Raw genomic sequence first — 14,653 nt, 5'->3', positions numbered from 1 at the left:
TTCTTTGGAGTCGAATCAGCGCGCCGCCAGCGCCGCCAGCGCTGCCTGCGGAACTGCTGCGCGCGGCGTGCCAGCTTCATGCCCATGCAGCCAGCAGCGCAAGATCCGCAGCAGCGCCCCCGGCTGGTCGGCATGCACCCAATGGCCGGCGTCGTCGATGTGTTCCAGGTGCGCGCGCGGAAACAGGCGCGCGATGCCGGCATGCGACTCGGCTTGCACATAGGCCGAATCGGTGCCGGCGAGGAACAGCGCCGGCCCTTCGTAGTGCCGGTGCTGGAGCCTCTGCGGAAATCCGCACAGCTCCTGCATGCACATGGCCACCGCCAGCAGGTTGAGCCGCCAGTCGAAGCGCTCGTCGTGGCGCCGCAGGTTCTGCATCAGGAAGTCGAGGACCGGCGTGTCGCCTTCCTGGCCCTGCGCCAGCGCCTGCCGGGCCTCGTTGCGGCCGGTCGCGGCGGCCGCGTCGAAGCCGCGCATGGCCATCATGTAGGGCGAGAACTGGTCGCTGTAGCGCTCGGGTGCGATGTCGATCACCGCCACGCCGGAGATCGCCTGCGGATGCTCGAGGGCCAGGGTCATGGCGGTCTTGCCGCCCATACTGTGGCCGATCAGCAGCGGCCGCTGCAACTGCTCGCGCTCGATGAGCGCCAGCACGTCCTGCGCCATCTCGGTGTATGACATGGTCTGGCCCCGGGGCGACGCGCCGTGGTTGCGCGCATCCGGCAGGTAGACCCGATGCCTGTCGCCGAGCGCTCGGGCGATCCGCGCCCAGTTGCGTCCGGCACCGAACAGCCCGTGCAGGATCACCAGGGGAGGGCCGTCGCCCACGGCCTCGAATGCGAGCTCAATAGCCACGGGATTCCGGCGCAGGCAGAGCGTTGGCGGGGCGCGTGTTCACGGGTTCCGTCTCCATTTATGTGGGGCCCCCATTCGAGGGTTTGACAGAGGTTAGGGACGCAGGAGCCGTCAGTAAAATGGTTTGCATCCATGCCGTGGATCGATCGCGTGGATACCTTGCAAGGCGGACCGGGGTTTTCAAAGGGACGAGGTCAGCTCATGCGGTTCAACAAGCTCGACTTGAACCTGCTGGTGGCCCTGGATGCGCTCCTCACCGAGCGCAGCATCAGCCGGGCCGGGGAGCGCCTGCACCTGAGCCAGTCCGCCACGAGCAATGCGCTGGCGCGGCTGCGGGCCTATTTCAACGACGACCTGCTGGTGCAGGTCGGCCGCAAGATGGAGCTCACGCCGCGGGCCGAGACGCTGAAGGATGCCGTGCGCGACGTGCTCGTGCGGGTGGATTCCGCGATCCTTGCCCAGCCGCGCTTCGATCCCGCCCAGGCGGAGCGCCGCTTTCGCCTGATCGTCTCCGATTACAGCTCGATAGTCCTGATGCCGCATCTGCTCACGCTGGTGAGCCAGCAGTCGCGCACCGTGCGCTTCGATCTGCTGCCGCTGCTGCAGCCGCCCCATCGTGAGCTGGAGAGCGGCGAGGCCGACCTGCTCATCCTGCCGCTGGAATATCGCACGCCCGAGCCTCATCCCTTCGACATCCTGTTCGAGGAGCAGTTCGTCTGCGCGGTCTGGAGCGGCGGCCGCTTCGGGCACGCCGACAAATTGACGGCCGATCAGTACGCGACGGCCGGCCACGTCGTGATGCAGCCCTCCGGCATGGACGAGCCCACACTCGCGAGATGGCTGAAGCGACGCTACCCGGGGGTGCGGCGCATCGAAGTCACCAGCTACAGCTTCGCCGCGGTTCCCTATCTGATCGTGGGCACCGATCGCATTGCCATGCTGCACGCACGGCTCGCCCGACTGGCCCAGAAGTCCCTGCCGCTGCGGCTGCTGCCGGCGCCGGTGCCGATGCCGGCGATGAAGCAGACGATGCAGTGGCACACGTACCGCACGCAGGACCCGGGCCTGGTCTGGTTGCGCGGCCTGTTGCACCAGGCCGTGGCGAGGATGGATGCGGAACTGGAACCTGCCTACGCGGACGGTGTGGCCGAAACGGTTCGCATGGAATGACTGCGGGCGCGGGCGCCTCGCGCCGCCTCAGGCTGCGATCGAGTAGCCGCCGTCGACGGGGATTGCCGTGCCCGTCACGAAGTCGGAGGCCTTGCTCGCGAGAAAGACCGCGATGCCGGCCAGGTCCTCCGGCCGGCCCCAGCGCCCGGCGGGCGTGCGCGCGTTGACGCGCTCTTCGAGGCCCTGCACCTGCGCACGCGCGGCGTCGGTCAGCTCGGTGCGGATCCAGCCCGGCAGCACGGCATTGACCTGGATCTTGTCCGGTGCCCATGACGCGGCCAGCGCGCGGCTCAGCTGCACGATGCCGCCCTTGCTCGCGCCGTAGACCGGCGCATAGGGCGCGCCGAAGATCGACAGCATCGAACCGATGTTGATGATCTTGCCGCCGCCGGCCGCCTTGAGGTGGGCGTGGGCCGCGCGGCAGCACAGGAAGGCGCTGGTGAGGTTGGTGTCCATCACCATGTGCCATTCGGCCAGCGCGAGCTGGTCGGCCGGCTTGCGCACCGTGGTACCGGCGTTGTTGACCAGGATGTCGAGCCGGCCGCAGCGCTCGGCCACCTGGTCGAAGAGCCGCTGCACCGAGGCCTCGTCGGTCACGTCGGCCGACAGCGCGAAGCTGTCGCTGCCGAGGGCCTTCAGGGTCTCGACCGCGGCGGCCGATTTCTGCGGATTGCGCGCTGCAACGATCACGCGCGCCCCGGCCTTCGCCAATCCCTCGGCCATGCCGAGTCCGATGCCGCCGTTGCCGCCGGTGACGAGCGCGGTCTTTCCTGTCAAATCAAACATCAGTGAAGGCGGCTACAGGATTCTGTTGAACCACAGCAAAGAGAGTCCGGCTGACAGCAAGGCCAGCACGGCCGCGCCGAGCGCGAACAGCGCCGAGATTTCGGTCTCCTTCTTCTCGACCGTGAGCCTGGAGCTCAGCGTGTTGTAGACCTTGGTGAGGTCTGCCGCGGTGCCTGCGTAGTAGTACTCGGCCTGCGTCTTGTTGGCGATCGCCTTGAGCGTTTCCTCGTCGAGGCGCACGCGCATCGACCAGCCTTCGAAGCCGATGGTCTCGCCGTCGACCGTGCCGATGCCCACCGTGTAGACGCGCACGCCGCGCTCGGCCGCGACCTTGGCCGCGTCGAGCGGGTCAACGCCGGTGGTGCGCTGGCCGTCGGTCAACATGATGATGGCGGCCGAGGTGTAGGAGCCGGGCGCCACCGGCGTGAATTCCTTCTGCGGCGCCTTGCCGGCCTGTTCGAGCGGCACGCCGCGCTGGCGGCTGCTCTGGGGACCGAAGTTCGAGACGTCGATGCCCGCATCCGGGAACAGCGTGGCCAGCGAAACGACGATGGCATTGCCGGTGGCCGTCGCGCGCTGCAGCTGGAAGGAGTCGATGGCCGTGACCAGGTCTTCGCGGTTGGTGGTGGGCAGCTGCGCGACATTGGCGCTGCCCGCGAAGGCGACGATGCCGACCTTCACGTGCCGCGGCAGCTCCTTCAGAAAGCTCTTGGCCGCTTCCTGCGCGGCCACCAGCCGGTTGGGCAGCACGTCGGCCGCGCGCATGCTGCCGGACACGTCCATCGCCAGGATGATGGTCTGCTGGTTCGAGGGCAGCACCACCACCGCCATCGGCCGAGCGGCGGCGATCAGCATCGCGACCATCGCGAGCAGGAACAGGAAGGGCGGGATGTGGCGCCGCACGCTCTGTCGCACGCCCATCGCCTCGCGCACGATGGACAGGCTGGCATAGCGCAGCGCCAGCTTCTTCTTGCGCCGCATGAGCCAGGCATACAGCAGCACCAGGAGCGGCGCCGCCAGCAACAGCCAGAGGAATTGAGGCCAGAGGAAGTTCATGCTGCCACCGCCTTCGGGTTGGACGACCCGGCGCGCACGCGGCGCTTGCGCATGTCGGCAAAGCGCACGATGGCTTCCACCAGATCGTCGTTGGTCGAGAGTTCAAGCGCGTCGACGCCGACCTTGGCCAGCGTCTCGCGCAGGGTTGTTTCGCGCTCCGCGGCGACGCGGGCGAAGCGCTTGCGGAAGCTCGCGTCGTGCGTGTCGACCCAGAGCTGCTCGCCGGTCTCGGCATCGGTGAGCGGCACCAAGCCGAGGTCGGGCAGCTCGAGCTCGAGCGGGTCGAAGAGGCGCACCGCCACCACCTCGTGACGCCGGACCAGCTGCGCGAGCGGGAGCTCCCAGCCGGGCTCGCTCAGGAAATCGGACACCACGAACACGGTCGAGCGGCGCGGCATCAGCACCGCTGCCGACTTGAGCAGATCGGCCAGCCGGGTCATGCCCTTCTGGGCCGGCGCGTTCTTCTTTTCCGCGCGGCGTTCCATCGAATGCAGCAGATGCAGCACGTGCCGCCGGCCGCTGCGCGGCGGGATCACCGCCTCGACGTCGTTGCCGTAGACCAGCGCGCCGACGCGGTTGCCGTGCCGCGTGAGCAGGCGTGCAATGACGCCGACGAAGCCGGCCGAGATCTCGCGCTTGGCCTTGCGGCCGGAGCCGAAGTCAACCGAGCGGCTCAGGTCGAGGATGAACCAGGCGGCCATCTCGCGGTCTTCAGTGAACACGCGCACGTGCGGCGTCTGCAGGCGCGCGGTGACGTTCCAGTCGATGTGGCGCACGTCGTCGTGGTGCTGGTACTCGCGCAGGTCGGCCAGGTCGAGGCCGGTGCCGCGCATCAGCGTGCGGTAGTCGCCCTGCAGCAGGCCGTCGAGCCGGCGGATCACCGTCCATTCGAGCCGGCGCAGCGTGCGTTCGGCGGAGCCCGCCGCGGCCTCGCCCGCGAGTCGTTCGTCGTTGGCGGCGCGCGCGCGCCGGCTAGGCCACCAGCTTTTCATGTTCGAGCGGCTTGGCTGGCGCGGGTACGGCCCGCATGATCTTGTCGATCAGGCCGTCGGGCGTGAGCCCTTCGGAGAGGCCTTCATACGACAGCGTCACGCGGTGCCGCAGCACGTCGGGCACCAGCGCCGTCATGTCCTCGGGCAGCGCGTAGCTACGGCCGCGCAGCAGCGCCAGGGCGCGCGCGCCTTCGGTCAGGTTGATGCTGGCGCGCGGGCTGGCGCCGAAGGTGATGAAGCGCCGCATGTCCTTGAGGCCGTGCCTCTCGGGCGTGCGCGTGGCCGACACCAGCCTGACCGCGTACTGGATCAGCGAAGGGTCGACATAGACGCGCCGCGCTTCGGCCTGCAGCGCCGCGAGCTGGTCGGTGGTCGCGACCGGGCTGGCCTCGACCGGGGCGCCGATCACGCGCTCGACGATCACGAACTCTTCCTCGTCGGTCGGGTAGTCGACCAGCACCTTCATCATGAAGCGGTCCACCTGCGCCTCGGGCAGCGGGTAGGTGCCCTCGGTCTCGATCGGGTTCTGCGTCGCCATCACGAGGAAGGGGCGCGGCACCTTGTGCGACTCGCCGGCGATGGTGACCTGGCGCTCCTGCATCACTTCGAGCAGCGCGCTCTGCACCTTGGCCGGGGCGCGGTTGATTTCGTCGGCCAGAAGCAGATTGGCGAACACGGGCCCCAGCGAGGTGCTGAACTCGCCGGTCTTCTGGTTGTAGATGCGCGTGCCGATCAGGTCGGCCGGCACCAGGTCGGGCGTGAACTGGATGCGCTTGAACTGGCCGCGCACCGCTTCGGCCAGCGTCTTGACGGTCAGGGTCTTGGCCAGCCCGGGAACGCCTTCGACCAGCAGGTGACCACCCGCCAGCACAGCGACCATCACGCGCTCGAGAAAACGGTCCTGGCCGACGACGACGCGCTTCACCTGGTAGAGGATCTGCTCCATCAGCTCGGCGGTGGAAGCGGAGGCGGAGGTCGGTTCGTTCTCTGTGCTCATGCTTGCTGCTTTCGGTGAGGAATCGGAAAGACCATCAGAAAGGCGGAGAGCCGGCGGCCGAGGCCGCGTTCTCGATCGGCACTGCAAAACCGATGCCAATGAAGGTGCGCTGCTGGGTCGGGTTGAGGATCGCGGTCACGATGCCGAGCACCTCGCCGTTCATGTTGATGAGCGGCCCGCCCGAATTGCCGGGGTTGGCGGCGGCGTCGAACTGGATCAGGTTGCCGAGCTCCTGCTTGCCCTCGGGCGAGCGGAACGAGCGCTTGAGGCCCGAGACCACGCCGGCCGAGACCGAGGGGCCGATGCCGAAGGGAAAGCCGACCGCGACCACTTCGTCGCCGGGCTGGAGGTCGGCGGTCGAGCGCATCGTGGCCGGGATCAGGTCGTCGGGCAGCTTCTGCGCCTGCAGCACGGCGAGGTCGTTCTCGGGCTGCACGCCGGTGATCACGGCGGGCGCCTCGAGGCCGTCGGCAAAAGTGACCTTGATCTTCTCGGCGCCGGCGACCACGTGCAGGTTGGTGAGGATGATGCCCTTGTCGACGATCACCACGCCGGTGCCGACGCCGCGCTCCACCTCGCCCGGCGGCTCGTCGGCCTCGGGCGGCTTGCCCTTGGCGACGTTGTTTCCGCGCTTCTGCGTCTGGGCTTCCGGCGTCTTCTTTTCGGGCCCGTAGCCGACCACCCGCACCACCGAGGGACGGATGATCTCGGCCGCCTTGGCGGCCGGCGAGGGCAGGGTGGCGGTCTGCAGCGTGCGCAACACGGCGGCGTCGATGTCCTTCTGCGTGTACTGGCGGATGTTCTGGCGTGGCCACAGCGCGATGCCGGTGGCCGATGAGCCGACGCAGAGCGCGAGCAGCAGCGCGAAGCTGCGCCGCCCGGGCTGCCAGCGCGGCGCAGCGGCGGCTGGCGCCGCTGCGGGCACCTCCGAGTCATCGGACGCCTGGGGCGTGCCAGGCTCGGCCGCGTCCTGCGGCGCGCGGGGTGAGCGGCTGTAGAAAGCAGGCCTGCGCATCGGGGCACCTCCGGCAAAAAAATCGACGCGTGAGAGAGGCACGGTAGCACGCTTTCTCCGGCTGTGCATGCGTTCGGGCATCATTGGCCGATGGCCGTCTTCATCGATACCCACTGTCACCTCGATGCACCGGAATTCGGCACCGAAATGGCCGCGATACGGGATCGCGCGGCAGCCCGGAACGTGGCCCTGTGCGTGATTCCGGCAGTGGCGGCCGCCAACTTCGCAACAGTGCGCGAACTCGCGCATGCCCAGAACGATGCCTACGCGCTGGGCATCCACCCGATGTGCACCACCGAGGCGCAGGACGAGCACCTGGCGCTGCTCGACGCGGAACTTGCCGCGCGCCGCGACGATCCGCGCCTGGTGGCGGTGGGTGAGATCGGGCTCGATTTTTTCGTGCCCGGCCTGGACCCCGACAAGCAGGAGCGCTTCTTTCACACTCAGTTGCAACTCGCGCGCAAGCACGGGCTGCCGGTGATCGTTCACGTGCGCCGGTCGGTGGACAAGGTCTTGAAACACCTGCGGCAGGTCGCGCCCGGCCAGACCTGGCAGGGCATCGCGCATGCGTTCAACGGCAGCGCGCAGCAGGCGCAGGCCTGCATCGATTGCGGGCTCAAGCTGGGCTTCGGCGGCGCCGTGACCTTCGAGCGCGCATTGCAGCTGCGGCGTCTTGCCGCGACGCTGCCGCTCACATCGATCGTGATGGAAACCGACGCGCCCGACATCCAGCCGCATTGGCTCTACCGCACCGAAGCGCAGCGTGCGGCGGGCGAGGCGCAGGGTCGCAACGAGCCGGGCGAGCTGCCGCGCATCGCCGAAGTCGTGGCCGGGCTGCGCGGCATCACGCTCGACGCGCTGGCCCAGGCGACCACGCGAAATGCCGTTTCGGCACTGCCGCGTCTGTCCTCGCTGATCGATGCGTCGGCGGGCATCCCGCAGCACGCGTAGGCCAACTGCCCGACTTTCGCGCAAGCGCGTTCACGACGTCGTCCGGGTGTCATCCTTGGGCTTCGAGTGTTCGTTGCATGCCAGTGGCAAGTTCGTCACTCCAACTCATCAAAGGAGCTTTCCCATGAACAAATCGTCCATTCGCACCTTGCCCGCCGTGCTGGCCCTGGCCCTGGCATCCATCGGCCTGTCGGCCGCGGCGCAAACCCAGCCCGCACCGGCGGCACCGGCGGCTCAGGAGCCGACCATGACCGAGAAGGCCAAGGAAACCGGCAAGGACGCCGTCGACGCCACCAAGCGCACGACGAAGAAGGTGGTCGGCGCCACCGAGCGCGGGGTCAAGAAGGCGGGCACCGCCACCAAGAAGGTCGCCAAGAAGACCGGCAATGCGGTGGCGACCGCTGGCCACAAGACGGCCGACGGCATGCGCACCGCAGGCAAGAAGGTCGGCGAGAAGGTGCCCGGCACGGCAGAGCATGACGCTGCCAAGAAGCCCTGAGTCTGGGAATCGGGCTCTTGCCAAAAAACCCGCTTCGGCGGGTTTTTTTGTGTCTACTCGGCGCATGAAGGAAGCATCGCCTGCGCCGCCGCTGCGGCTCACCGGCCTCGATCCGATCGTCTCGGACCGCACCGTCGTACTGGTCCTCGGCAGTTTCCCGGGCGGCCGCTCGCTCGCCGAGCGGCAGTACTATGCGCACCCGCAAAACCACTTCTGGAAGATCTTGCAAGCGATTTGGCCCGACCACCCGCTCCCGGCGGGCGCAGACAGTTATCCCGCCCGCCGCGCCTGGCTGCTCGAGCGCGGCCTCGGCCTCTGGGACGTGTACGCCGCCTGCGAACGCGAAGGCAGCCTCGATTCGGCGATCCGCAACGGCGAGGCGAACGACATCGCGGGCCTTGCGCTACCCAGGCTTGCCGCGATCGCGCACAACGGCGGTGAAAGCTTCAAGCATGCGCGACACACCCAGGGCCTCGGCGTGCCGGTCTACCGGCTGCCGTCTTCGAGCGCGGCGAACGCATCGTGGACCTTCGAGCGCAAGCACGATGCGTGGCGCGATGTGTTCCTGAAGCACGGACTGCTCTGATGGCGGCGAAGAAGGCCGCGGCGCCTGAACTTCCGGAAGTCAATTTCTCCGACTGGGGCGATGTGCGCTACCTGCACCTCGGCACCGAGTGGGTGCAGGGCTCGATGAAGCTCGATGCGCCCTTCGAGATCGAGCTCGAGTACGTGCAGCGCATGATGGCCTGGCTGCTCTTCGTCGAAGCCGCGAGCGTGCGCAGCCGCCATGCGATGCAGCTGGGTCTGGGCGCGGCCAGCCTCACCAAGTTCTGCCGCAAGACGCTGGGCATGCGCACCACGGCGGTCGAGCTCAATCCGCAGGTGGTGGCGGCCTGCCGTGGCTGGTTCAAGCTGCCGGCCGACGACACCAGGCTGCAGGTGGTGGTGGCCGACGCGGCGACGGAGATCCGCAAGCCGCAATGGCAGGGCGCGGTGGATGCGTTGCAGGTCGACCTGTACGACCACGAGGCCGCCGCGCCGGTGCTCGACAGCGAAGCTTTCTACGCCGACTGCCGCGCCCTCCTGACCGAGGACGGTTGCATGACGGTCAACCTGTTCGGCCGCTCCTCGAGCTACGAGCGCAGCCTCGAGAAGATCGCCACCGCCTTCGGCGAAGATGCGCTCTGGGCCTTCAAGCCCACGCGTGAAGGCAACACCGTGGTGCTGGCCCAGCGCACGCCCAGCCAGCCGAAGCGCCCCGCGCTTGCCGATCGCGCCCAAAGCATCCAGACTCGGTGGGGCCTGCCGGCGCCGAAGTGGCTGCGGGTATTCAAACCATTGACCTGACCATGAGCGCTGTCTCTCCACCCAAGTCCGCCGCCTCCCGCCACGAAGGGCCGCTCGATCTGCGGCATCTGATCGAATGGCTCGCCAAGGACGGCGTGATCTCGCCGGTGGAGGCCAAGCGCACGCTGGCGCGCTGCGCGCAGGCCGAGAGCCGCCAGCATCCGCTGGTGCGGCTCGCGAATGTCGCGATGACGCGCGAGAGCGACGGCAAGCCGCTCGACCTGGAGATGCTGAGCCAGTGGCTCGCCGGCCGCGCCGGCCTGGCCTATCTGCGCATCGACCCGCTCAGGGTCGACGTGGGCAAGGTGGCCGACACCATGAGCGCGGCCTATGCGGAGCGGCACAAGGTGCTGCCGGTGCAGGTCACGCCCGCCGAGGTGGTGGTGGCGACGGCCGAACCTTTTCTCACCGACTGGATCGCCGAGGTCGAGCGCCAGGCGCGCCGCGCAGTGCGGCGCGTGGTCGCGAACCCGGTCGACATCCAGCGCTATACGGCGGAGTTCTTCTCGCTGGCCAAGTCGGTGCGCGCGGCGCAGAAGGCCGGCGGCAATGCGGGCGGCGCCAGCTTCGAGCAGCTGGTCGAGCTCGGCAAGAGCAACAAGCAGCTCGATGCCAACGACCAGAGCGTGGTGCAGGTGGTCGACTGGCTCTGGCAGTACGCCTTCGACCAGCGTGCCAGCGACATCCACCTGGAGCCGCGGCGCGAGCAGGGCGTGATCCGCTTTCGCATCGACGGCGTGCTGCACCCCGCCTACCAGATGCCGATGGGCGTGATGAACGCGATGGTGTCGCGCATCAAGCTGCTCGGCCGCATGGACGTGGTCGAGAAGCGGCGGCCGCTCGATGGCCGCATCAAGACCCGCAACATGCGCGGCGAAGAGGTCGAGATGCGGCTCTCCACGCTGCCGACCGCCTTCGGCGAGAAGATGGTGATGCGGATCTTCGACCCCGACACCGCGGTCAAGGACCTCGATGCGCTCGGCTTCGCGCAGCACGATGCGCAGCGCTGGGAGCAGCTCGTGACGCGCCCGCACGGCATCATCCTGGTGACCGGACCGACCGGCTCCGGCAAGACCACCACGCTCTACTCGACGCTCAAGCGTGTCGCGACCGAGGAGGTCAACGTGAGCACGATCGAGGATCCGATCGAAATGATCGAGCCCTCCTTCAACCAGACGCAGGTGCAGCCGCAGCTGGACTTCGGCTTCACCGAGGGCCTGCGCGCGCTGATGCGGCAGGACCCGGACATCATCATGGTGGGCGAGATCCGCGACATCGCGACGGCCGAGATGGCGGTGCAGGCCGCGCTCACCGGCCACCTGGTCTTCAGCACGCTGCACACCAACGATGCACCGAGCGCGATCACGCGGCTGATGGAGCTCGGCGTGCCCAACTACCTCGTCAACGCCACCATGCTCGGCGTGCTGGCCCAGCGCCTGGTGCGCACCCTGTGCCCGCATTGCAAGGCGCCGGACGACAGCGTCACGCGCGAACAGCTCGGCGAGTTCGTCAAGCCCTGGCAGATCACGGGCTCGGTGCGGGCCTACAAGCCGGTCGGCTGCGTCGACTGCCGCATGACGGGCTACCGCGGCCGCATGGGTCTGTACGAACTGCTCACCGTGGGCGAGGGCTTCAAGGCGCTGGTCAACAAGGAGCCCAACCTCGCTGGCCTGCGCCGCCAGGCCGTGGTCGACGGCATGCGGCCGCTGCGGCTGGCGGGTGCGCTGCGCGTGGCCGAGGGCCTGACGACCATCGACGAAGTCTTGAGCGCGACCCCGCCGCTCGAGTAGCTTCGGCGCGGCCCCGCGACCCGGGATAACCCTAGGCTCTTGCTAGGTGGAATCCACATCAAGCTGACCACTGCCTGACCACACAATCCGCTGTTCGAATTTTTCGAGGGGACTGTTCGTGAAAATCAAGAGTCAGAAGGACTTCTTTGCGGGGCTGATGTTCACCATCGTCGGCATCGCCTTCGCATGGGGCGCGACGACCTACAGCGTGGGCAGCGGCGCGCGCATGGGCCCGGGCTACTTTCCGCTGATGCTGGGCATCCTGCTGGGCATCCTGGGGATCATCGTGATCTTCACGGCCCTCACCATCGAGACGGTGGACGGCGAGCCGATCGGAAAGATCGCATGGCGGCCGCTCGGCTACATCATCGGTTCCAACCTCGTGTTCGGCATTCTGCTCGGCGGCCTGCCCAGCATCGGGTTGCCGGCCATGGGCCTGATCGCCGCGATCTACGCGCTGGTGCTGATCGCCGGCCTCGCGGGCGAGCACTACAGCCTCAAGTCGAGCCTGATCCTCGCCACGATCCTGGCCGTCGGCAGCTACCTGGCCTTCGTGGTCCTGCTGAAGCTGCAGTTCCAGGTGTGGCCCACCTTCATCACCGGCTGAGAGCAACGTCGCCATGGAACTCATCAACAACCTCTCCATCGGGTTCGCCGCGGCCTTCACGCTGCAGAACCTCATCTACGCCTTCGTCGGCTGCCTGCTGGGCACGCTGATCGGCGTCTTGCCCGGCATCGGCCCGGTCGCCACCATTGCGATGCTGTTGCCGGCCACCTACGCGCTGCCGCCGGTGGCCGCACTGATCATGCTCGCGGGCATCTACTACGGCTCGCAGTACGGCGGCTCGACCACCGCGATCCTGGTCAACCTGCCGGGCGAATCGTCCTCCGTCGTCACGGTGATCGACGGGCACCAGATGGCCAAGCAGGGCCGAGGGGGAGCGGCACTTGCGGCCGCCGGCCTGGGCTCCTTCTTCGCCGGCTGCGTGGGCACGCTGATCCTGGCCGCCTTCGCGCCGCCCTTGACCGAGCTGGCCTTCAAGTTCGGCCCGGCCGAATACTTCTCGCTGATGATCCTGGGCCTGATCGGCGCGGTGGTGCTGGCCTCGGGCTCGCTGCTCAAGGCGATCTGCATGATCGTGCTGGGCCTGCTGATCGGCCTGATCGGCACCGACGTGAATTCGGGCGTGGCGCGCTACAGCTTCGACATCCCCGAACTGACCGATGGCGTCGGCTTCATCGTGATCGCCATGGGCGTCTTCGGCTACGGCGAAATCATCTCCAACCTCTCGCGGCCCGAGGAAGAGCGCCAGGTCTTCACCTCCGAGGTGCACCACCTGTGGCCCACCAAGGAAGACTTCAAGCGCATGACGCCGGCGGTGCTGCGCGGCACCACGCTGGGTTCCTGCCTCGGCATCCTGCCAGGCGGCGGTGCGCTGCTGTCGGCCTTCGCGGCCTACACGCTCGAGAAGAAGATGAAGCTCAAGCCGGGCGAGATTCCCTTCGGCAAGGGCAACATCCGCGGCGTCGCAGGCCCCGAAGCGGCCAACAACGCCGGGGCGCAGACCTCCTTCATCCCGCTGCTCACACTCGGCATCCCGCCGAATCCGGTGATGGCGCTGATGGTCGGCGCGATGACCATCCACAACATCCAGCCCGGCCCGCAGGTGATGACCAGCAACCCCGAGCTGTTCTGGGGCCTGATCGCATCCATGTGGATCGGCAACCTGATGCTGATCATCCTGAACCTGCCGCTGATCGGCATCTGGATCAAGCTGCTGTCGATCCCGTACCGCTGGCTGTTCCCGGCCATCGTGCTGTTCTGCGCGATCGGCGTCTACTCGACCAACAACAACACCTTCGACGTGTGGATGGTCGCGATCTTCGGCGTCATCGGCTACGCCTTCATCAAGCTCGGATGCGAGCCGGCGCCGCTGCTGCTGGGGCTGATCCTCGGCCCGATGATGGAAGAGAACCTGCGGCGCGCGCTCTTGCTCTCGCGCGGATCGTGGGCCGTGTTCGTCACGCGCCCGATCTCGGCCGGCCTGCTCGTGGCGGCCGCGCTGATGGTCGTGATCGTCTTGCTGCCCGCGGTGAAGTCCAAGCGCGAAGAAGCCTTCGTCGAGCCTGATTGACTGGGCTCGCCGAACAAAAAGGCCGCCTGAGGGCGGCCTTTTTGTTTTTCAACTAGGCTTTGCCTCCTCGTCAGAATCGATGCCCATGAAAAGAATCAACTTCCTTCGCGCGGCTGCGATCGTGCTGTGTATGGCAGCCATGCCGACCGCCTTCGCGCAGGCCTATCCCAGCAAGCCCATACGTCTCATCGTGCCCTTCCCTGCCGGTGGCGCCACCGATCTTTTTGCACGCACCCTGTCGCAGAAGATGGGCGAGAAGCTCGGCACCACGCTGGTCATCGACAACAAGCCGGGCGCCGGCGGCGCGATCGGATCCGATCTCGCGGCCAAGGCGCCGGCCGACGGCTACACGCTGCTGCTGGCCACCACCAGCACGCATGCCATCGGACCCGCGATCAACGCCAGGCTGCCCTACGACACGGTGCGCGACTTCACGCCGATTGCCCACGTGGGCGATGCGCCGAGCGTCATGCTGGTGCCCAACAGCTCGCCGGCGAAGACGGTGCGCGAATGGATAGCGTACGCACAGAAGAATCCCGGCAAGCTCAACTACGCATCGAGCGGCAACGGCACCATCGTGCAGCTCACCACCGAGTTGTTCAAGTCGCAGGCCGGGGTGTTCGTCACGCACATCCCGTACAAGGGCACCGCGCTCGCGATTCCCGACCTGATCAGCGGCAAGATCGACGTGCTCTTCGATTCGCTGCCCACCGGCATGCCGCATGTGCGCGACGGCCGGCTGCGCGCGCTGGGCGTGACGACGCTGAAGCCCAGCCCGCTCGCGCCCGAGTTGCCGGCCATCGCCGAGGTGCTGCCGGGCTTCGAATCGAACACCTGGTTCGGGCTCTACGGTCCCAAGGGCCTGCCGGCGGACATGACGGCGCGCATCAACAAGGCGGCCAACGAGACGCTCGCCGATCCGGAGGTGCGCGACAAGTTGTCGAAGCTAGGCATCGCACCGACGATCGGCACGCCCACGCAATTCGCGAGCATGGCGGCGCAGGACGCCGCCAAGTGGAAAAAGATCATCACCGAACGAAAAATCACAGGCGACTGAGCA

15 protein-coding genes are annotated in these 14,653 nt (G+C 67.7%); 9 read left to right on the top strand and 6 right to left on the bottom strand.

The window, feature by feature from the left end:
* Positions 1–15: 15 nt before the first annotated feature.
* A complete protein-coding gene (locus BLS74_RS20425) occupies positions 16–855 on the bottom strand; it encodes an alpha/beta fold hydrolase (RefSeq protein ID WP_093108974.1) in 840 nt (279 codons plus the stop codon).
* Positions 856–1,056: 201 nt separating this feature from the next.
* Between BLS74_RS20425 and BLS74_RS20420 the strand changes: the two genes are divergently transcribed.
* Positions 1,057–2,025, top strand: coding sequence for a LysR family transcriptional regulator (locus tag BLS74_RS20420; RefSeq protein WP_093108973.1), 969 nt, complete (start codon positions 1,057–1,059; stop codon positions 2,023–2,025).
* A gap of 27 nt (positions 2,026–2,052) precedes the next feature.
* On the opposite strand, the gene BLS74_RS20415 is transcribed toward BLS74_RS20420, so the two are convergent.
* Genes BLS74_RS20415 through BLS74_RS20395 form a run of 5 tightly spaced genes read right to left on the bottom strand, consistent with a single transcriptional unit; the run spans position 2,053 to position 6,871 of the window.
* Positions 2,053–2,811 carry an SDR family NAD(P)-dependent oxidoreductase gene (locus tag BLS74_RS20415; protein WP_093108972.1) on the bottom strand — a complete coding sequence of 253 codons (759 nt, stop codon included), beginning with the start codon at positions 2,809–2,811 and terminating at the stop codon, positions 2,053–2,055.
* A 12-nt stretch (positions 2,812–2,823) separates the two neighbouring features.
* Positions 2,824–3,867 carry a VWA domain-containing protein gene (locus BLS74_RS20410; protein ID WP_093108971.1) on the bottom strand — a complete coding sequence of 348 codons (1,044 nt, stop codon included), beginning with the start codon at positions 3,865–3,867 and terminating at the stop codon, positions 2,824–2,826.
* Positions 3,864–4,859, bottom strand: a complete 996-nt coding sequence (locus BLS74_RS20405) for a DUF58 domain-containing protein (RefSeq protein ID WP_093108970.1) — start codon at positions 4,857–4,859, stop codon at positions 3,864–3,866. Before BLS74_RS20405 ends, BLS74_RS20410 begins: the two co-directional genes overlap by 4 nt.
* Positions 4,840–5,856 (bottom strand): AAA family ATPase, encoded by a 1,017-nt coding sequence (locus BLS74_RS20400; RefSeq protein WP_093108969.1) that lies wholly within the window; start codon positions 5,854–5,856, stop codon positions 4,840–4,842. The genes BLS74_RS20405 and BLS74_RS20400 overlap by 20 nt, the downstream gene beginning before the upstream one ends.
* Positions 5,857–5,890: 34 nt before the next feature.
* Complete coding sequence (locus tag BLS74_RS20395) at positions 5,891–6,871, bottom strand: S1C family serine protease (protein WP_093108968.1); 981 nt, start codon at positions 6,869–6,871, stop codon at positions 5,891–5,893.
* Positions 6,872–6,961: 90 nt separating this feature from the next.
* On the opposite strand from BLS74_RS20395, the gene BLS74_RS20390 reads away from it, so the two are divergent.
* From BLS74_RS20390 to BLS74_RS20355, 8 genes are all read left to right on the top strand, one after another.
* Positions 6,962–7,822 carry a TatD family hydrolase gene (locus BLS74_RS20390; RefSeq protein ID WP_093108967.1) on the top strand — a complete coding sequence of 287 codons (861 nt, stop codon included), beginning with the start codon at positions 6,962–6,964 and terminating at the stop codon, positions 7,820–7,822.
* Positions 7,823–7,946: 124 nt separating this feature from the next.
* Positions 7,947–8,321, top strand: coding sequence for a hypothetical protein (locus tag BLS74_RS20385; RefSeq protein ID WP_093108966.1), 375 nt, complete (start codon positions 7,947–7,949; stop codon positions 8,319–8,321).
* Positions 8,322–8,385: 64 nt separating this feature from the next.
* Complete coding sequence (locus BLS74_RS20380) at positions 8,386–8,907, top strand: DNA-deoxyinosine glycosylase (RefSeq protein WP_093108965.1); 522 nt, start codon at positions 8,386–8,388, stop codon at positions 8,905–8,907.
* Positions 8,907–9,668, top strand: a complete 762-nt coding sequence (locus BLS74_RS20375; RefSeq protein ID WP_093108964.1) for a class I SAM-dependent methyltransferase — start codon at positions 8,907–8,909, stop codon at positions 9,666–9,668. Before BLS74_RS20380 ends, BLS74_RS20375 begins: the two co-directional genes overlap by 1 nt.
* A 2-nt stretch (positions 9,669–9,670) precedes the next feature.
* On the top strand, positions 9,671–11,458 hold the full coding sequence (locus BLS74_RS20370; RefSeq protein WP_093108963.1) for a type IV pilus assembly ATPase TfpB: 1,788 nt from the start codon (positions 9,671–9,673) through the stop codon (positions 11,456–11,458).
* Positions 11,459–11,576: 118 nt separating this feature from the next.
* Positions 11,577–12,065, top strand: coding sequence for a tripartite tricarboxylate transporter TctB family protein (locus BLS74_RS20365; protein ID WP_093108962.1), 489 nt, complete (start codon positions 11,577–11,579; stop codon positions 12,063–12,065).
* A 13-nt stretch (positions 12,066–12,078) separates the two neighbouring features.
* Positions 12,079–13,593, top strand: coding sequence for a tripartite tricarboxylate transporter permease (locus BLS74_RS20360; RefSeq protein WP_093108961.1), 1,515 nt, complete (start codon positions 12,079–12,081; stop codon positions 13,591–13,593).
* Between the two features lie 85 nt (positions 13,594–13,678).
* Positions 13,679–14,650: a Bug family tripartite tricarboxylate transporter substrate binding protein gene (locus BLS74_RS20355; RefSeq protein WP_093108960.1), complete on the top strand. Its 972-nt coding sequence runs from the start codon at positions 13,679–13,681 to the stop codon at positions 14,648–14,650.
* The last annotated feature ends 3 nt before the right edge of the window (positions 14,651–14,653 follow it).

This window comes from Variovorax sp. CF079 (assembly GCF_900101545.1).
Classification (GTDB): Bacteria; Pseudomonadota; Gammaproteobacteria; order Burkholderiales; family Burkholderiaceae_C; genus Variovorax.
The sequence above is the reverse complement of the archived record's forward strand: the minus strand, read 5'-3'. Positions and strand labels throughout refer to the sequence as shown.